Annotated in this window: 16 protein-coding genes; 12 read left to right on the top strand and 4 right to left on the bottom strand. The window is 59.3% G+C overall.

Going from position 1 to position 17,995, the window contains the following annotated elements:
• Positions 1 to 131: 131 nt before the first annotated feature.
• Positions 132 to 854: a hypothetical protein gene (locus BG90_RS35270; protein ID WP_124072273.1), complete on the bottom strand. Its 723-nt coding sequence runs from the start codon at positions 852 to 854 to the stop codon at positions 132 to 134.
• Positions 855 to 1,834: 980 nt separating this feature from the next.
• Between BG90_RS35270 and BG90_RS33160 the strand changes: the two genes are divergently transcribed.
• Positions 1,835 to 2,652 (top strand): IS5 family transposase gene (locus tag BG90_RS33160; protein ID WP_107950810.1). Its coding sequence is split into 2 segments (ribosomal slippage): positions 1,835 to 2,183 and positions 2,183 to 2,652, totalling 819 coding nucleotides; the frame shifts between segments, so codons are not numbered across the junction.
• A gap of 296 nt (positions 2,653 to 2,948) precedes the next feature.
• Here BG90_RS33160 and BG90_RS33155 read toward each other — a convergent pair.
• Positions 2,949 to 3,760 (bottom strand): IS5 family transposase gene (locus BG90_RS33155; RefSeq protein WP_181911576.1). Its coding sequence is split into 2 segments (ribosomal slippage): positions 2,949 to 3,412 and positions 3,412 to 3,760, totalling 813 coding nucleotides; the frame shifts between segments, so codons are not numbered across the junction.
• A 198-nt stretch (positions 3,761 to 3,958) separates the two neighbouring features.
• The gene (locus tag BG90_RS17475; protein ID WP_025990429.1) at positions 3,959 to 4,630 is read right to left on the bottom strand and encodes a TetR/AcrR family transcriptional regulator; all 672 of its coding nucleotides are present in this window, start codon (positions 4,628 to 4,630) and stop codon (positions 3,959 to 3,961) included.
• A gap of 138 nt (positions 4,631 to 4,768) precedes the next feature.
• Here BG90_RS17475 and BG90_RS17470 point away from each other — a divergent pair, with 138 nt between their 5' ends.
• The 11 genes from BG90_RS17470 (at position 4,769) to BG90_RS35260 (ending at position 16,217) form a co-directional block, all read left to right on the top strand.
• Positions 4,769 to 6,061 carry an NAD(P)/FAD-dependent oxidoreductase gene (locus tag BG90_RS17470; protein WP_010121077.1) on the top strand — a complete coding sequence of 431 codons (1,293 nt, stop codon included), beginning with the start codon at positions 4,769 to 4,771 and terminating at the stop codon, positions 6,059 to 6,061.
• 29 nt (positions 6,062 to 6,090) lie between these two features.
• Positions 6,091 to 6,495, top strand: coding sequence for a DUF3331 domain-containing protein (locus BG90_RS33150; RefSeq protein WP_232288977.1), 405 nt, complete (start codon positions 6,091 to 6,093; stop codon positions 6,493 to 6,495).
• Positions 6,496 to 7,127: 632 nt separating this feature from the next.
• The gene (locus tag BG90_RS17465; protein WP_232355069.1) at positions 7,128 to 7,898 is read left to right on the top strand and encodes an exonuclease domain-containing protein; all 771 of its coding nucleotides are present in this window, start codon (positions 7,128 to 7,130) and stop codon (positions 7,896 to 7,898) included.
• Positions 7,899 to 7,950: 52 nt separating this feature from the next.
• Positions 7,951 to 9,161, top strand: a protein-coding gene (locus BG90_RS17455) for an IS3 family transposase (protein WP_085970860.1) whose coding sequence is annotated in 2 segments (ribosomal slippage) — positions 7,951 to 8,257 and positions 8,257 to 9,161 — 1,212 coding nt in all. Because the reading frame shifts where the segments join, the coding sequence is not laid out codon by codon here.
• A 970-nt stretch (positions 9,162 to 10,131) separates the two neighbouring features.
• Positions 10,132 to 10,590 carry a hypothetical protein gene (locus BG90_RS17450; protein WP_010112230.1) on the top strand — a complete coding sequence of 153 codons (459 nt, stop codon included), beginning with the start codon at positions 10,132 to 10,134 and terminating at the stop codon, positions 10,588 to 10,590.
• Positions 10,587 to 10,787: a hypothetical protein gene (locus tag BG90_RS17445; protein WP_010112228.1), complete on the top strand. Its 201-nt coding sequence runs from the start codon at positions 10,587 to 10,589 to the stop codon at positions 10,785 to 10,787. The genes BG90_RS17450 and BG90_RS17445 overlap by 4 nt, the downstream gene beginning before the upstream one ends.
• Before the next feature lie 361 nt (positions 10,788 to 11,148).
• Positions 11,149 to 11,631 (top strand): IS66-like element accessory protein TnpA, encoded by a 483-nt coding sequence (gene tnpA, locus BG90_RS33145; RefSeq protein WP_414629721.1) that lies wholly within the window; start codon positions 11,149 to 11,151, stop codon positions 11,629 to 11,631.
• On the top strand, positions 11,631 to 11,984 hold the full coding sequence (tnpB, locus tag BG90_RS17440) for an IS66 family insertion sequence element accessory protein TnpB (protein WP_010107948.1): 354 nt from the start codon (positions 11,631 to 11,633) through the stop codon (positions 11,982 to 11,984). Before tnpA ends, tnpB begins: the two co-directional genes overlap by 1 nt.
• A gap of 99 nt (positions 11,985 to 12,083) precedes the next feature.
• Positions 12,084 to 13,688, top strand: a complete 1,605-nt coding sequence (gene tnpC, locus BG90_RS17435; RefSeq protein ID WP_025989824.1) for an IS66 family transposase — start codon at positions 12,084 to 12,086, stop codon at positions 13,686 to 13,688.
• 466 nt (positions 13,689 to 14,154) lie between these two features.
• On the top strand, positions 14,155 to 14,661 hold the full coding sequence (locus BG90_RS33140) for a hypothetical protein (protein WP_081464402.1): 507 nt from the start codon (positions 14,155 to 14,157) through the stop codon (positions 14,659 to 14,661).
• Between the two features lie 1,259 nt (positions 14,662 to 15,920).
• Positions 15,921 to 16,217, top strand: a complete 297-nt coding sequence (locus BG90_RS35260) for a hypothetical protein (RefSeq protein ID WP_050814374.1) — start codon at positions 15,921 to 15,923, stop codon at positions 16,215 to 16,217.
• A gap of 138 nt (positions 16,218 to 16,355) precedes the next feature.
• Here BG90_RS35260 and BG90_RS17430 read toward each other — a convergent pair whose 3' ends face one another.
• Complete coding sequence (locus BG90_RS17430; RefSeq protein WP_010115640.1) at positions 16,356 to 17,657, bottom strand: dicarboxylate/amino acid:cation symporter; 1,302 nt, start codon at positions 17,655 to 17,657, stop codon at positions 16,356 to 16,358.
• Positions 17,658 to 17,995: the final 338 nt, after the last annotated feature.

Below are 17,995 nucleotides of genomic sequence, written 5' to 3'. Positions count from 1 at the left end.
CGGCCATGGCTGACGTTCGGGTATCGGCGTGCGAGGGGCGGCTTCAGGGTGCGTTCCGAACGTTCGTCCCTCGGCAGTTGCGAATGTCCGGTTTAACCGCAAGCAGAGCCACCCCGCCCGGCTTTGCGCATTTACTGCGACACGGTGATGGTATATGTGACGTTCTGCGTGAAATTGAAAGAAGGGATGCTGCCTCTAAACGTGACAGTGTGCTTCCCTGGAGGCAGCGGCTTGAGCATGACCCAGTATCCGTCGCTGACTGACATGCCGGGCCCGCCTTTCGAACCGAGGATATTATTGCTTGGCGTCGTAAAATTGAAAAACGGCGATTCGGCCCGAAAGTTCTGAGTAGGGGGATTAAGCAGCGATATGCCATCGACCGAGGCGGTCAAACTACTCGGGTCAATGAGATTCGCGAAACTTTCCGCACACCGGCGGCACGACGCCGCATCGGTGCAGTGAAACGGAGGCTGGTCTTGGGTGGAACATTCAACATTGATGAGCGGAAAAAGAAAAGACGTTGTTGTGGAAATGTTGCTCGAGCACGTGCGGTTGACGGCCGTTCCTGAACCGCTACCGGTGAGGAATAATACCGGCGCCGTTTGATTAATGCTGCAATTGACTGAGCCTGAACCTTGGTCCTGCGGGTTTTGGTCGGTTCCCGGTCCGGTCGGTATCGCAAACAGCCATTGCCACCACGCTGCGGACAAATCGCCATAGCTCAGTCCTATAGCCGTCGTACCCGGCGGATAGACCGCAGAGCTTTGAGCAAAGGCGGGCGGTGCAGCTGAAATACCAAGAAGAACGGCGGTTGCTGCCAGCACCAATGAGCGACTGTACTTCAGCTTTTTCATCATGGACTCCTTATGCCATCGTTCGAGACGGCCCCAAAAAAGGCAACTGCCCAGAATAACTGTATGCACATGCAACACGAGCTACGGTGCTTTACTGCGCTTGTCGTACTGCTTACTACCGGTGCGATATCCGTCGATTCGACACACTGGACACCGTCAAACCAGTGCATAAAGTCGAAGCCATCCAATGACTCGGTAAGGTGCTTCTGGGCTGCAGTTCTGGCGAAATGATGTTTCGCGCCACGTCGGCCTAGGACTCCTGCCAACTTGGCAAGACCCGAGCAGCAAGCATGCCATCCACAAAACAGACGTCACGCTGGCGCGAGCGAAGAAGGACGGAGTATTCGTCAGCGAAAATTCTTGAAAATAGTTTCATTTCCAAACAGCCTATTAATGCACCAGATAGCAGCGAAAACCGTCTCGGGTCCCAAAGTGGTGCAAGAGTAGTTTTTTAAACACCTACGTGCGCTGTCTTGTAGCCTAATAATTCGAGCATTTTAGCGCTTGCTAACTCTATTATGCGGTTTGTAGAAATCATCTATAAAATACACCGCGGGATATGTCTGATGTCGACGGGCGGTGCGCCTCGCGTCATAAAACGTTTCTCGGTTGATACGAATTTTTATTGTCAAACAGCGGGAGGGCGGCGCAATGTGCCACGTTCTTCTGGATTGCGCATCGGGGATTTTGCGGACCGCTGGCAGGACGCATAGAAGTGCCGGGTTGCCGCAGAGGTGGCCGCTTACGTGCCGGATTTGAAAAGCGGTTCATTTGCGACCCGTGGCAGTGCGGTACCAAGTCAGCTGACCGTAGGAGGTTCCTGTCCGCTCATCGCTAACGCAGCAAGGGGGCAGTCCGCAACACGCCTCGATGTGCTCCGCAAGCCTCGCTAAGAGACGGTTTCAAAAAGGCCAAGTGGGGCTGTTAACTTTCGCGGCGAGCTGTTAACCTCAGGCACCGGAACAACCGAGACCGAGGAGATGGCCAAACCGATCATCGACGATGAATTGTGGACACTGATCGAGCCGTTACTGCCGCCACCCAAGCCACGGCGCGAGAAGAACCCGGGCCGCCTGCCTGTTTCGAATCGCGCCGCGCTGACTGGCATCCTGTTCGTTCTCAAGACCGGACTGCGCTGGCGCGATCTGCCGGCCGAGATGGGATGCGGCTCGGGCGTGACATGCTGGCGACGGCCGCGCGATTGGCAAGCAGCCGGCGTGTGGGATCGCTTGCACGAGCTACTGCTCGCAAAGCTGCGCGCAGCGGACCAGATCGACTTCTCACGAGCCGCCGTCGATTCATCATCGATTCGCGCCGTTGGGGCAGGCGAAAAACTGGGCCAAACCCTACCGATCGCGCGCGACCCGGTTCCAAGCACCACATCGTCACCGACGCCAACGGCACCCCGCTCGCCGCGATCCTGACCGGGGCGAACGTCAACGACGTCACGCAATTGCTGCCGCTGATCGACGCGATTCCGCCGATTCGCGGATTGCGCGGCCACCCACTGCGCAGACCGCGCGTGGTCTACGCCGATCGCGGTTACGACTCCGAGCGACATCGACGAGCGTTGCGCAATCGCGGCATCGAGCCGGTAATTGCCAAACGCCGCACCGAACATGGCAGCGGCCTGGGCAAATATCGGTGGGTTGTCGAACGCACGCATGCTTGGCTGCACCACTTCCGTCGCCTCCGTATTCGTTTCGAGCGCCGCGCCGACATTCACGGTGCACTCCTCAAACTCGGTTGCTGCTTGATCTGCTGGAACACCTTGCAGCGGAATCAGCAGTCTTTATGAAACCGTCTCTAAGGCGTTGATAATGGCTGTTTGGTCTGCAACGCTGCCATTGCGTGGTGGATGCCTCGGACGGCCGTACAGGGTCGGTTACGGAAGTTCATCGTGGGACCGATTCTGGCCAGGAGCCGCCGGTCGAGGCGTCTATCCAATTTGCATGGCCGAGGTTTCGTCCGTCCCCGCGCAATGGCCGGTTTCCGGCGAGCAAATTGACTGTAGTATTGCCTCGAGGCGGCAATGAGCTGCCGCTCGCCCGTAGGTTCAGATGGACTCTCCAATGTCGCCTCCGCTAAGAAGCGCTAACAGAATGATTTTTGAAGGTGTCGCCAGCAGATGATGCAGGCGGCGATTTTCATGAACGCCTCGTGTATGGAGGCAAGGCGCTCGAATCGAATGCGCAGGCGTCTGAAGTTGTGCAGCCACGCGAAGGTGCGCTCGACAACCCACCGGGTCTTGCCGAGGCCGCTGCCGTGGGGCTCACCACGGCGTGCGATCTGCGTGGCGATACCGGCAGCGTGCAAGGGCTTACGATATTTGTCGTGGTCGTAACCGCGATCGGCCTGCACAACGAGGGGCTTTGACAGAGGCCTCCCGCGCTTGCCACGAATGGGCGGAATGGCCTCGATCAGAGGCAGCAGTTGGGTGACGTCGTTGCGATTGGCACCCGTGAGGATCAGCGCGAACGGGATGCCCTGCGCTTCGGTAACGAGATAGTGCTTTGAACCGGGTCGCGCCCGATCGGTGGGATTGGGTCCTGTTTTTGACCCGATCCCACTGCACGAATGGAGGACGAATCGATAACCACACGCGACCAGTCGATGCGATCGGCTGCACGAAGTTTGGCCAGCAATACTTCGTGCAGCCGGTCCCAGACACCCGCCTGTTGCCAGTCGCGTAGTCTGCGCCAGCAGCTCATGCCCGAGCCGCAGCCCATTTCCTGCGGAAGCATTTCCCAGGGAATACCGGATTGCAGCACGAACAGGATGCCGGTCAGCACGGCGCGATCGTCGAGCGGCTTGCGGCCCGGGTATCGCGTACGGCGTGGCTTCGGTGGAGGCAGCAGTGGTTGGATCAGTGACCACAGTTCGTCATCGAGTATTGGTTTAGCCATGGCCTCCTCATCAGCGAAACAACGAAGAGGTTAACAAAATGCGCGGCGGGTTAACAGCCCCCGACACTCATTTTGTTAGAGCTTTTTAGGCGATCAATGCGTTTTCACACAGCCTCGACCCAACTCGGTCGCTCACCGACAATATCTGAAGGACCGCTTTGCGGCGATTTGCGCGAGCGGCGTCCGGGTCGCAGCGGTTCAGCCGAGCATGGCTAAAGCAGTCGTCAGAACGGCACGTTTGAATTTCTTGGCGTGCCGCGGTAAGGAAGAGAACGGACTCAGCACATGGCTATAGGCGACAGTTTTGCTGATGCCATTGGCGAGCATCGTGAACATGATGTCGGGATCCTGCCGCGAAATCTCACCTGCGTCGATCGCATCGATGAGCAACGGTACGAACGCGTCACGAAACGGCCGCACCACCCGCTCGATCAGCAGGTCAAGGCGCTCTCCAGTTTCGGTTGCGGCAGTCGAAAAAAACATGCCAACGTCTGGCGTCAGAAACACCTGGTCGATCAGTATCGACACGGCGCTCTCGACGCGCGCTCGCGGTCCTGGACCTGAACTCTCCCGTAAGGCGGCGATCTTCGCGACCATGGGAGCCGCTTCGTCGGCGATCTGGTCCACCACGGCGATCCATAGCGCTTCTTTCGAGCCGTAGTGATGCGCGACCAGCGCGGGGTCGACACCCGACGCCCTGGCGATTTCGCGCACGCTTGCCGCCTCATAGCCGCTCCTGGCGAACGCCCCTCGGGCGCTGCGAAGCAATGCGTCAGCGCCGCCCGCGTCGCTGCACGCTGGACGGCCGCGCGATCGACGCGGCGTGGGATTCGTCGTGGCGCACTGGGCTTGATCGGTAGGGTGTTTCATCGGCGACGGTAGATCGTGTTCAAGGAGAGCTCAGAATTTTAACGGGTGCCGCACCGCGAATATCGGTGGCGCCGGTTTGACATGAACCCAGCGAAACCGTAGCATCGCATTAATTCATCACTCGTAGAATATTTCGCAATGCACCAGACCACCCGGATCGTCATCGTCGGCGGCGGTATCGCTGGACTTCTGCTCGCGACCAGGCTGGGCGACGCACTTGGCCGCAGCGGCCGCGCTCAGGTCACGTTGATCGACAAAAGCGCAACCCATATCTGGAAGCCCATGCTGCACACGATCGCGGCAGGCACTCGCGATGTCCAGCAGCAGCAGGTCATCTATCTCGCCCACGCCCGCGACCACGGCTTCAACTACCAGCCAGGCGAAATGGAAGGCCTGGATCGCAATGCGCGCGTCGTGAAGCTGGCTGAACTGCGTTCGCCTTCGGGTGAGATCGTGATCGGCCCACGCACGGTCGAATACGATGTGCTGATTCTCGCGTTAGGCAGTCGCGCCAACGACTTCCGCACGCCAGGCGTACTCGATCATTGCCATTTCATCGACAGCCAGGCGCAGGCCGAAGTCTTCAACGAAGCATTGCGTATCCGCATATTCCAGAGCGTTGTGACAAATAGCCCGTTGCGCGTGTCGATCGTCGGCGCTGGCGCGACCGGCGTCGAACTGGCGGCAGAATTGAGCCGCCTGCTCGAGGTGGCCGCGAGCTATGGCGACCCCCACATCCGCTCACGCCTGAACCTCACCCTTTATGAAAGCGCACCGCGCGTACTGACGGCGTTTCCGCCGGCGGTGTCGGAATCCAGCGAGGCACAGTTGCGGCATATTGGTTTCACGGTGCGAACGGGCACGCGAGTGACCGCCGCCGAACCCGATGGACTCCGGTTGGGCGACGGCAGCCAGCAGCCGGCGGATTTGATGGTATGGGCGGCGGGCGTCAAGGCCCCTGATTTTCTGAGCAAACTGGATGGGATCGAGAGCAATCGTTCCAATCAGATCACTGTCAGGCCAACCCTGCAGTCGCAGGACGACGACACACTATTCGCTCTCGGCGATTGCTCGACGTTGACGCTCGCCGGCAATGAACGTCCTCTCGCACCCACGGCGCAGGTCGCCACGCAACAGGCACAACATCTCGCAAAGCACTTGCCGGCCTGGCTCGGCGGCGGCTCATTGCCCGACTTTGCATTCCAAGACTTCGGCGCGCTGGTATCGCTGAGCGACTACAACGCTTTTGGGACGCTCGGGCAGTTCGGGTTCTTCCGTGGCGGGTTTATCAAGGGCCGATTCGCGCAGCTCAGTCACGCCATGCTCTACCGGCAACATCAGCAGGCTTTGCACGGTTTCGGCAAGGCCATGACGCTGTGGACCGCCGAGCGGATCAACGGCCTCGTACGGCCGAAGATACGGCTGAGCTAAACGCCACCTCACTTTTGAGGGGAGTACCCATGGATCAATACGTGACGGCCGACATTGCATGGCAGCGCACTGTCGGCCAACTCGATGCGGGATGCGCGCATCAATTGATGGCTCGAGTCAGGCATATAGTCGATTCGCACGGATCGAGCCGTCTGCCGAGCAGGAATGGCGACGTTGCGATCGCGCTGCTCGATCGACCCAGTCCACGAACGGCCACCGTATCGTGGAGCGACTCCCGAGGTTGCAGGTACGGCGAACAGGTTTGGCGCCTTGCTACAGCCAAACGATCGGGTATATGCGCCTTGAGCGGACAGGACATCGCCGCGGGGGAAGCGATCTACCGCCCCACCAAGGTCGAGCCGCCTCCTGCCAACGCGGCTGCCATGATGCTTGCAACAGTAGTCGAGCTGGCCTTTACCGATCCATGTTGTTAGTTTTGGCAGGCGTGTTTCGATGTTGATTCTGCCCAGATCGGCACGGCGCGACAGCGCGGTGCGCAGTCGCTGCGGGCAGTGCCGATCAGTTGACTTGTATCTTCGAGCTACGGACAGGACGTCGCCGAAGCGCGCGAATGTCGCGTAACAGGTGTGCAAGGGACGTTTGCGAATCTTGTGCGACCGACTCAAAGTGGCCGATTGGGTGAGGTCGCCAACGGCCGCTTACTGGCATTCCAGTCCGCAAACTTGAAATTGGCCGACTGACCGGTTTGGAGCACGTTGTCTGACCGGAGTGGGTCGGTTACGGAAGTTCATCGTGGGACCGATTCCGGCCAGAAACGGTCGCTCAAAGTGGGCGACCCACGCCACGTTTTCGCCAACTCGCGGCTAAAGATCGTCCGTCGTGTGCCGTTAAACACAATGATGCTGTGTCAGCGTGCGAGGAACGTAAAGAAAATGGACGGCTCGCGAGAGTTGGGTTTCGACAGGCTTTTTTGCACGATGGTGTCCGCATTTCACGAAACTCGAATCAAATCAGTCCTCGCATTTACGCGATGAAGGAGGCAAGCCAGTGCTTTTGAATCGCTGCAAATTTTCAAGTGAAATTGCACCAGTGGCGTCCGCCTATCATGCCTGAGAAATTCGTTGCCGTTGACTTTGAAACAGCAAATGCTGATCTTGCCAGCATTTGTCAGGTAGGCTTGGTTACGTTTGAGGATGGAAGTATCGTTGAAAGTTGGGGCTCTTTGGTAAATCCGCAGGACTACTTCGACTGGATTAACATCGATATTCACGGAATCGATGAAACTACAGTCAAAGACGCGCCCACATTCCAACAAATCTACGCTGCGATGCTGGACCGCCTGCGAGATCAAGTCGTGGTAAGTCATACGTCATTTGATCGAACGGCGTTGTTCCAGGCCATCGCGAAGCACAATCTCACTGCCGTTTCCTGCCAGTGGCTTGATTCGGCCCGCGTTGTCCGCCGCGCGTGGGCGCAGTGGTCGCGTGCGGGGTACGGGCTAACCAACGTGTGCAATACGTTGGGGATATCCTTCACCGCCCATGATGCCGTTGAGGATGCGCGGGCTGCCGGGGAGGTCCTTCTCCAGGCAATCAGAACAACAGGCGTTGGGCTTGATACTTGGATGACTCGCGTTCATCAGCCAATCGATGCAAGCTCAGCCAAGCCAATCGCGATGAAGGGCAATCCTGATGGCGTGCTTGCGGGAGAAGAAATGGTATTCACCGGAACGCTCACGCTGCTACGCCGCGAGGCCGCAGCGCTTGCGGCCATGGCCGGATGTGATGTTGTGGCGAGCGTACGGAAAACAACAACACTTCTAGTCGTTGGTGACTGGAGCGGCCCCCTGAATCACCGGACACAGTCTCCCACTTAAAATAGCGGGTAGGCACACGACTGTGTTTTTGACTAACAACAAGCAAGAAGTGATGGAAGTGTTGACGGGGCCGGAGCGCCGGCGGCGGTGGTCAGCGGAAGAGAAGCTGGCGATGGTGCGAGAGAGTTTCGAGCCGAACAAGTCGGTCTCGATGGTTGCACGCCAGCACGGCGTCAATCCGAATCAGCTGTTTCACTGGCGCAAGCTATATCAGGACGGCAGCCTGTCGGCTGTCAGTGCCGGCGAGGAAGTCGTGCCGGCGTCGGAGCTGAGCGACGCACTCAAACAAATCAGGGAGCTTCAGCGACTGCTCGGAAAGAAGACCATGGAGAACGAGATTCTTCGTGAGGCGGTGGAGGTGGCGAAGTCGCGAAAATGGATTGCGCGCTCACCCTCATTGCCAGGGGACGACCAGTGAAGCGGGTCTGTGACGTTCTCGGTGTAGCGCGCTCGAATGTGGCGGACAGGCTGGCACGGCCGGCAGACTGGCGAGACGGGCGTACGGCCAGAAGGACCGACGACGCCGGTCTGGTCGAAGAAATTCGGCTGAGCGTCGCTGACCTGCCGAGCTACGGCTACCGTCGTGTGTGGGGCCTGTTACGTCGGCAGCGGGAGAACCAGAGCGCGGCCCCCGTCAATGCCAAACGGGTGTACCGGGTAATGCGCGTTCACGGCCTGCTGCTACAGCCCAAAGCGCTCCCTCCACGCCCGCAGCGCCGACATGATGGCAAGGTCGCGGTGGCGAAGAGCAACCAGCGCTGGTGCTCGGACGGCTTCGAGTTTCGTTGCGACAACGGTGAGCCGCTGCGTGTCACGTTCGCTTTGGATTGCTGTGACCGTGAGGCGATGAGCTGGGTGGCGACAACCGGTGGCCACAGTGGCGATGTGGTGCGCGACGTCATGCTGGCAGCCGTCGAAAAGCGCTTTGGCAACGTCCCGAAGGCCCCGGCTGAAATTGAATGGCTGACGGACAACGGCTCGGGTTATACGGCGGAGAAAACCAGGACCTTTGCATCTGACATTGGTTTGAAACCATTGACCACACCGGTGTGCAGCCCGCAAAGTAACGGCATGGCGGAAAGCTTCGTGAAAACGATGAAGCGTGACTATGTCGCCTTCATGCCGAAGCCAGATGCAGCAACCGCAGCGCGCAATCTCGCCGTCGCTTTCGAGCATTACAACGAGCAGCACCCTCATAGCGCGCTGAAGTACCGCTCGCCACGCGAGTTCAGGCGCAGCACCGATTCATCAACTCAAGTGTGAGGCGGTGTCCGGAGGTACAGGGGCAAATCCAGTGACCAAGATATTCAACGGTTGGCGGGACACGAGAAAAGTCTCAAGCACCAAAAGGCTGAAGAATTGATAGCCAAAGGCCAGGCAATTCGAATCTTAAAGGAAAGCGATTTCCTTCGTATCGTCAATTTTTCGGGATAAACGCCGTGCTTTCGAGTGGGATTTTCCATCATGCTGACTGACACCCCTGACGTTTACGCTATCCGGCGCCTCCTGGAAAATACGGAGCTGAAAATCGTCCTGGATTCTCCAGAGAATAACTATCGCATCGAATATTTCACGACGTCCGTCAAAGATCGCGGGACTGGTGAGTCACACCGAACTCGAACTTATCGACTCCTCGATCTTATAAGGGGGGGCGTCACTCCTGAGCCTTGGGATACCTTCGACGTTGATAAGCAAGTGACGCTGGTAGCAAACCTCATGAGAGTAAGTCGCTACCGGATAACGAAAGTTATCTGTGGGTGGGAGGCAACCTGTCCGGTATGTGGACACAATATGCGCGGCAAGATATGGGATTCAGTCCCCAAGTCGTGCCCTGCCCAAAACCCACGGAAATGTCGCACGACAATCGGTGACGAAAGCATCAGTGAAGTCCTGTTCGCAGACGCCGCCGCGGTACCGGTTGCCGAGAGATTGGCGTGAAGGGCTGACACCAAGAGTCACGTTCCGCACCGAAACTTTTGTGAACGACCGTTAAAGAGAGTTGCGACCGTCTCTTGTGGGGCGATTGCGGTCGGCCGTCATCTCACGTGCCGACGATTGCTGCGAGGGTGCGGCACACGAAAAACGTCGATTCAATTCGCGCGATGTGATGCTACAGCTCTATTCGGCCGACGACATGTCAACTGAGCCGCTGCCGCGGTCAACCTTTGGACGAACGGCTGGACCGTCCGCGCAAGGCTGATAGAATCCACGGCATTCCTCTGGAGAAATCCATATGGCGAAATGCGCGAGCTTCTATCAGGCGTTCAAGTCCAACATGGAGGCGCTTGGGTTACCAGCGCCCGCGAGCCTATTCGGAACGCTGCAGACGGCTACTGGTACGCTGACAACGATCCTCGGTACGCTGAAGGCACTCGGCCCCGGGGCGACGGTCGCCGAACTGATCGGCGCCACAACGGGGCTTGAGATGCTTGCCGTCGTGTCGGCGTGCGGCGGCGCGTTTTACGCCGGCGCGGTCGTCGGTAGCCTGATCGTCGCGACCGACGCGTCAATTACGTGCAGCAACAAGGTCGCGGCGACATCGTCCGTGCGCCAATGGGCAGCGCGGAAGGGCGTGTCGCTGCCGCCAAGCGTATATCGCGCGATCCAGACGCACCCCGAGGTGCTTTGGCCAGTCCCGGGCGCACGCGCGTTCGCGTTTCGCACGCAGGTTGTAGGGAGAGCAGCAGCATGAGCTGGCTGACCGATAGATTGGCGCTGATCGCCTTCGCCATCGTGATTGCCGCGGTCGCATGGGCGCTGCTCCATTACTCCGGCGAGTGGTTCTTTCCAGTCGCGACGCTGATTGCTCTCGCGCTGCTCGTAATTCAGAACCAGAAGCTTAAGAAGCGCATTAAGGACCTCGGCGACGACAGCGGAAGCAGAAAATAGAGCGTAGGGTCATTCGGCGCGATGTTCCCTCTAAACAGCCAACAGCAGGCTTCTGTCACCTTGACAAAATCTTGACGAGAATCGTCGCGAAAAGGCAAGAATAGGCACCGGAAGCGCAGCGAATAGGTGGTGGTGATCGCTGCATTTCTTTGATTTTGTTGTTGTTCCGTTGGTGTCAATTTTCAAACTGCCGTTCTTCTAAGCTGTAGGTCGCTCGCTCGAATCGTTTGGGGGCTTATGGCTTCCGCCATTTGTCGCGCCCCTCAGTAGTGGTGTTCCGTAAGCGCGAAATTCTCCGCACCTAGGCTGCGCTGCCGAATCGATCCACGATTGCGTCCGCAGACTTGAATTGCGGACGCAGATGATGACCGACACTGACTTTGACGTTCTCCCTCTGCGCGTGACCCGGACGTGCGCGGATGGCAAGCATCGATACGATCCGGAGGGCAAGCGTAAGTTGATCGAAGCCTGCCGCCGGCCGGGCGCGTCATTGGCTGGTCTGGCGCTGAAGTCTGGGGTCAATGCGAACCAGTTGCGCAAATGGGTGCAACTGGAAGAGCGACGGGAAGTTGCCGGCGTTTCACATGATGCTATCGCGCAAGCACCGTCAGCCTTCGTGCCGGTCGTCTTGATCGACGAGTCACCGGCATCGACTCCTGCGGACACAGCACTACCAGCCCCGCAGCCGTTGCTGCAACGAGATCCGCCCCGTCCGTCGCCGCGAGCTGCACCACTGGCGCGCTTGTCGGCGACACTGCCTAACGGTGTCGTGCTCGAGCTCGAATGCTCTGGGCGAGACACCTCGCTGGTCACTGCGATGATTGCCGCGCTGGGAGCGGGCTGATGTTCCGCTTCGACAACGACCTGCGGATCTACCTGCATCGCGAGCCGATCGACTTCCGCGCTGGACTGAATACGCTGGTGACGATAGTCGAACAGTCGATGCAGCTCGATCCGCTCGCACGAGCCGTCTTCGGATTCCACAACCGGAAACGGGATCGGGTAAAGCTGTTGCTCTATGACCGTGCCGGCTTCTGGCTGATGTTGAAACGGCTCGAGGTGGATCGTTTCGCCTGGCCCCGTCGTCAGCAGGCCGTGATCGAGCTCACGGTCGACCAGCTCCATCTGCTGCTCGACGGCGTCGATCTCGACGCGCTGCGTCCACATCCCGCACGACAGTACTGCTTCACGAGTTGAGGAGCGGTATCGCGAACGTCGTTGGCGAACAACGGCCGTCCCGGCTGTTACACATCTCCGTAAACCTGTGCGACGCCGCGCTTCGCTATCGTGAAGCGCATGAAAGCCGATCTCGCCCGATTGCCGCAGGCCGCCAAGGTCTATATCCACGAACTCGAAGCAGGTCTCGCCGAGCGCGATGCCAGGATCGACGAACTGACCAAGCGCCTCGACGCGTTGGAAGAGCAATATCGTCTCGCACTGGCCCGACAGTACGCGCCAAAGAGCGAAAAGCGCAAGGACCGCGTGTTCAACGAGGCCGAAGATGCCGCCGACGCCGATCCAGACGGCGCAGACGACAGTGACGTGCCTTCGCTGCCGGACACCGGATTACCGGAGCTCGACAAGCCCGAGCCCCGTAAGCGCGGCCGCAAGCCGCTGCCTGCGGATCTGCCGCGCGAGCGCATCGAGCACGATCTGCCCGAAGACCAGAAGACCTGCCCGTGCTGCGGCAAGGCACTGCACCGCATGGGCGAGGACGTCAGCGAGCAACTGCACATGGAGGTCAAGGTGTCCGTGCTGCAGCACGCGCGTGCCAAATATGCGTGCCGACACTGCGAACGCCATGGCGTGCGCACGCCGATCGTGGTCGCGCCGATGCCGGCGCAGCCCCTGCCGGGCAGCCATGCCAGTCCGTCGATGATCGCAGCCGTCACGGCAGGCAAGTACGTCGACGGCACGCCGCTGTATCGGATGGAGGATGTGTTCGCGCGCTCGAACATTGCGGTCAGCCGCGGCACGCTGGCGAACTGGATCATCCGCCCGGCCGAGCTGCATTACAAACGGATCTACGATGCCCTCAAGCAGATTCTGCGCGGCCAGTGGTTGATCCACGGCGATGAGACCACGGTCCAAGTGCTCAAGGAACAGAATCGAAAGGCGCAGGACACCTCGTATATGTGGGTATACCGGAGCGCGGCGGATAGCGATCAGCCGGTCGTGCTGTTCGAGTATCAACCTGGGCGTGGTGGGGAGCATCCGCGTGCCTTCCTCGGCGACTACGCGGGCACGCTGATGACGGGCGGCTGGCCCGCCTGGCGCACGATCAAGACAGCGAAGCACCTCGGATGCCTCGCGCACGCGAGGAGGCTGTTTACAGACGCGCTCAAGGGCCAGAAGAACAAGCCGAGCCCCCGCATCACGAAAGCCCTCGAGTTCTTCCAGGCGCTGTATCAGGTCGAGGCGCTCGCGAAACAGACGTTGCCTGAAGGCGAAATGCTGACCGATTACCGATATCGCCTGCGACAGCAGCACAGCGTGCCGCTGCTGACCGCCTTCAAGGCATGGCTCGATGAGCTGGCGCCGAAGGTTCTGCCGCAGAGTCTGCTCGGCGAGGCGATTGGGTACTGCTGCCGACAGTGGCAGTATCTGATCCGCTACGTAGACGACGGCCGTCTGCCGCTCGATAACAACGTAATCGAGCGCGACATCAGGCCGTTTGCCACTGCGAGAAAATCGTGGTTGTTCAGCGACACGGTCGCCGGCGCGAAGGCGAGCGCGGTGGTCTACAGCTTGATGCTTACATGCCGCGCCTGCGGCGTCGAACCGCACGCCTGGTTGTTGCACGTGTTGACCGAATTGCCGCAGCGCGCCACAGACGCGGACATCAGCGACCTGCTGCCGTTCAACTACGCGAAGCGGCAAGCCGAGGCAAGCGTGAGCTGACGTACCGAGTGCGCTTCGACCGCCACGTCGGCGCGCACTACCGAAACCCAGACGTGGACATCGTCGGTCGATCCCGACCATCGCGATGCGGCTACGCTCGCCCGTCAGCTGCAAATGATTCTCCATTCGGTGTGCTAAATCTACCGCTTACGGTATAGGTATTGGTATAGGTATAGAACACCGCGGAAAAGCAAGGGCCTCCGTAACGCAGCCGAAATGGGTGACCAGAATGCTTGGACGTTGGTTGTGCCCAACGAGAGACGCACAACCTAAAGCGATAATATAGTTAATCAATCTTTATATTATTTCTATATAAGCAACATTGATTGGTGTGTTGCGCGAATTATCGTGTTTATGCTTTGACAATCTAAAATTCAAGCCTAGTCTTTTAAGTGGTTCCTACGAGGAGCCCTGCTGCTCGATTTGATTTGATTGGGTTTGAGTGAAAATTACTTTGGAGCGTAAAATGTCTGATTACAAGAAATCTCAGCAAACACCGAATTTTTCTGTGCCTCCGTCTGCAGAGGAAAGCGGTGCGTATCAGATCATCGCACGAAGGGCTCTAGAAAATCACGTGACGCTTGCTGATCAAAACCAAGGCGCGGCATTGCGTGATGCAAGTGCTAATTCGCTGTCGGAGACTGTCTCGACATCACAGTTTTCTCTTGCCTCGGCCTTTATTCACACTTGGGTTTATTCAAACCCAACGATTAATTATTCGAACGGAAGTAAGGTGAAGTTCAATGGAGAGGCTTGGGGGCTTGCGCTTGGTGGGGGAGTAATATGGCTTTCTGGTTGGATGGCGCCGCCGGAGCAAGCAATTGGTGACGTAGATTTCACTCTAGTCACATCGCCCGCGACAACGGAAATATGGTTGCGTAAGAATGGCAACACGATTGGCATGTTGCTTGGCGGCGGGATAAATGTCCAGGCTGGTACCGTAAACGGCAGTGGAACGATCGCATCGGCTTAGCGTGCGCGATGAACGTCGAAGACGCCGTCTCGTGCTGATGCTCGCTCGGGCCCACGAGACGGCTGCGGGGCCTGCGGCGAACGAGTCTGGGGAGGAATTCAGGGAGGAATAGGCGCCGGCATCTTGTGGCAGGTGCGCCATGTAGATCTGCTTCAGGGTGCCGGAGCTTGTGAAGAGGGATGGCGCTGTGCGGTCGTTAAATTGGGAAATGAACTCGTGCGCAATCTCATCCCGAAACAGAGGCGTCTTCAGTTCGACAAGATCGACGTCGACGCGATTTCCTTCTGCCGTCCATTCAGAGAAGGATCGGCTCGAAGGTCTCGACGCGGAGTATGAGTCCGCGGTCGCCATGGCAATGTGCGAAACGCGTTGGTTATGGCAGCAGAAGATAATGTCCCCGGTCTTGATCTTGGCGACGTTGTCCCAGTGATCCAAGTGCTGAACTTTACCCGACTGTGTCACGGTGTGTTCCGGTGCCCAGAGAAAGCTACCGCTGAGAACTTCATTGATTGTCAGCTCGACATTTACCCAGTAGAACTCCATTGCCCCGTAGCCCAGATTGTTGTGTTCGTGAGACGTTACCTTTGTTTCCACAGAAGTGGAAGGGGCAGATCGGACGAGTGGGAGCGACAGTGCGCGCCTGCTCCCCGGGGACAATTTCGGGGACAACTGCGGGCATTCAGGGGGTATCGATCACATTCGAAATATATGAATCATAGAAAAATCAAAGGTATACATCCCCGGCAACCCCCTTTACGCCCCTCCTAATTGGGTTCGAGTCCCATCAGCCACCCCAGAGATTTCATTGCAAAACGGGCGCTTCGGCGCCTGTTTTGCCTTCTGCGATCTGAATTTCGGAGCGCAATCCCGGTTTCCCGAATTCGTGCCATTGCGTTTGCCGCTTTCGCCTGTCGGATCACCGACGCGTTGCGCCCGGGTTCGTGTGTACCCCGAAGTCGTAGGGGTCGGCAGAGCGGCGCGGGGGGGCTTCATCGTGATCGCGGCGGAGCGAATGTCCCGAAGAGAGAAATCCCTGGGGCTTCGTCAGTGTCGATTCATCTCGCCCTCGGGTGCAGATTGCGCACGCGTCGAGCGTCGCGTGGCGAGTGCTGAGCGTGCTTCGCGCGCCTACTTCACATCGAATTTCCACTTGGTTTCCGGATCGCGCTTACCGACATGGGCGTACATCGCATCCAGTCGTCTCGATCCCCATCCGCTCTTCGCCTATGCCCGGCTCTTCCAACTCGAGAATCCGCGGGATGGTGCGCGCCTGGCCGTGCTCGACGTGCCACTCGGTCGGGCGTCATGGGCGCCGGATCGACTTGCAACCGGCGACCGAAGCTCGAAGCCCGTGTGCGGATTTCGCCGGCGGCATCGAGCGGCCGTGCATTGCCGCCCTCTGCGATTGTCCGGCGAGCGCCGGTGGTATGCGCGCAGCATCCGGCTCCGTCGGCATAGACGCCGGTGCCGCCACCTACGCCGACTTCGACTCCGATTTCGCGATTGTGACGCGCCTTTTCAGGATTGCCGAAAACGATCGACACGAGTTCGGCTAGCGGGCGGCGGCGCAGGCACACCTATGCGCGCGGTGCTGCGGCCGGGCGCACCCGGCCACAGCCGACCGGAACTGCTGATTTTCCTCGGAGGCGGGCCATGACGGTACCGAATCAGCCGCTCTCACACGGCCGCCACCCCTACACCCGCTCCGTTGTCCGCTGCGGCTCGAGTGACGCCGCGCCGCCGTCGGAGCCGGCATCGTCGCGCGGGTCGTCGAGCTGGCCTTCCCACTTCGCGACCACGGCGGCCGCAATCGAGTTGCCGACCGCATTGGTCGCCGAGCGGCCCATATCGAGGAACATGTCGACGCCCATGATCAGCAGCAAGCCTGCTTCCGGCAGGTTGAACTGGTTGAGCGTCGCCGCGATCACGACGAGCGACGCCCTGGGCACGCCGGCCATGCCCTTCGACGTCAGCATCAGCAGAAGCAGCATCGTGATTTGCGTGCCGAGCGGCAGATCGATGCCGTATACCTGCGCGATGAACAGTACGGCGAACGTGCAGTACATCATCGAGCCGTCGAGGTTGAACGAATAGCCGATCGGCAACACGAAGCTCGAAATCTTGCGGTTCACGCCGAAACGGTCGAGCGCGTCGAGCAGCTTCGGATACGCGGCTTCCGAGCTCGCGGTCGCGAACGACAGCAGGAACGGTTCGCGGATCAGGCGAATCAGCGAGAACGTGCGCTTGCCGAGGAACACGAGGCCCGCGAGCGTGAGCACGCACCACAGCAGCGCGAGTGCGAGATAGAAGCTGCCCATGAACTTCGCGAACGTGAGCAGGATGCCGAGGCCTTCCGTCGTGATCGTCGATGCGAGCGCCGCGAACACCGCCACGGGCGCGAACCACATGACCGCGCCGGTGACCTTCAACATCACTTGTGCGAGATCCTCGATCACGCCGGTCAGGCGCTTGCCTGCGTCGCCGAGCGCGGACAGCGCAGTGCCGAAGAAGATCGAGAACACGACGATCTGAAGGATCTCGTTGTTCGCCATCGCCTCTGCGATCGACTTCGGCACCAGGTGGGTCACGAAGTCCTTCAGCGTGAACGAGCCGGTCTTCAGGTTGAGGGCGGCATCGGTGGCGGGCAGGGGCAGGCTCAGATGGCTGCCCGGCTGCAGTACCGTCGCGGCCAGCAGGCCGAGCAGCAGCGACGTGAACGACGCGATGAAAAACCAGCCGAGCGCCTTCACGCCGACCCGGCCGACCGCGCCGGTATCGCCCATGTGCGCAATGCCGACCGTCAGCGTCGCGAACACCAGCGGCGCGATGATCATCTTGATGAGACGCAGGAACACGTCGGACAGCAGCGATACGTAGCCGGCGATTTCCTTCGCGACGTGCGGATCCGGGAACGCGCTATGGCAGCCATAACCGACGGCGATGCCGAGGATCATCGCGATCACGATGTACGAGGTGATGTTGCGTCTTTTCTTCATGAGGAGTCCAAATTGCACAGCGGGTGTTGCAAATGACGGCGCGTCGCCGGCGTGCAAGCAGTGGACTTGTAACCTGAGCTGTTCGCGCGCCTTTCGGTACGGCGTGCACCAGGCAATTCTTGCTGGATGCGCATGACGAGACGCGATCGCTCAATGCAAGAAGCGATATGTTACCCCAATCGGCGAGATTGCTTTCAAAATTGAAAGAATCGAGGCGGTGTCGTGCTGGAGACGCGGGTGCCGTGGTCGTTCGACGGGTTGCTTCGCGCGGATCGGCAGCGGCAGCGCCGAGGCCGTTGATTCGGCAGTTTGCGGCGCAAGCCGAGTGCGCCCAGGCA

Origin of the sequence: Burkholderia oklahomensis C6786 (assembly GCF_000959365.1) — a bacterium.
Lineage (GTDB): Bacteria > Pseudomonadota > Gammaproteobacteria > Burkholderiales > Burkholderiaceae > Burkholderia > Burkholderia oklahomensis.
The sequence above is the reverse complement of the archived record's forward strand: the minus strand, read 5'-3'. Positions and strand labels throughout refer to the sequence as shown.

Excerpts from the sequence above, each read along its gene's own strand:
- BG90_RS17430 (WP_010115640.1), bottom strand. The coding sequence starts at position 17,657 with ATGAAGAAAAGACGCAACATCACCTCGTACATCGTGATCGCGATGATC.
- BG90_RS17450 (WP_010112230.1), top strand. The coding sequence starts at position 10,132 with ATGGCGAAATGCGCGAGCTTCTATCAGGCGTTCAAGTCCAACATGGAG.
- BG90_RS35260 (WP_050814374.1), top strand. The coding sequence starts at position 15,921 with ATGGTGCGCGCCTGGCCGTGCTCGACGTGCCACTCGGTCGGGCGTCAT.
- tnpC (WP_025989824.1), top strand. The coding sequence starts at position 12,084 with ATGAAAGCCGATCTCGCCCGATTGCCGCAGGCCGCCAAGGTCTATATC.
- BG90_RS17475 (WP_025990429.1), bottom strand. The coding sequence starts at position 4,630 with ATGAAACACCCTACCGATCAAGCCCAGTGCGCCACGACGAATCCCACG.
- BG90_RS17470 (WP_010121077.1), top strand. The coding sequence starts at position 4,769 with ATGCACCAGACCACCCGGATCGTCATCGTCGGCGGCGGTATCGCTGGA.
- BG90_RS33150 (WP_232288977.1), top strand. The coding sequence starts at position 6,091 with ATGGATCAATACGTGACGGCCGACATTGCATGGCAGCGCACTGTCGGC.
- BG90_RS17465 (WP_232355069.1), top strand. The coding sequence starts at position 7,128 with ATGCCTGAGAAATTCGTTGCCGTTGACTTTGAAACAGCAAATGCTGAT.
- BG90_RS17445 (WP_010112228.1), top strand. The coding sequence starts at position 10,587 with ATGAGCTGGCTGACCGATAGATTGGCGCTGATCGCCTTCGCCATCGTG.
- tnpB (WP_010107948.1), top strand. The coding sequence starts at position 11,631 with ATGTTCCGCTTCGACAACGACCTGCGGATCTACCTGCATCGCGAGCCG.
- tnpA (WP_414629721.1), top strand. The coding sequence starts at position 11,149 with ATGATGACCGACACTGACTTTGACGTTCTCCCTCTGCGCGTGACCCGG.
- BG90_RS33140 (WP_081464402.1), top strand. The coding sequence starts at position 14,155 with ATGTCTGATTACAAGAAATCTCAGCAAACACCGAATTTTTCTGTGCCT.
- BG90_RS35270 (WP_124072273.1), bottom strand. The coding sequence starts at position 854 with ATGAAAAAGCTGAAGTACAGTCGCTCATTGGTGCTGGCAGCAACCGCC.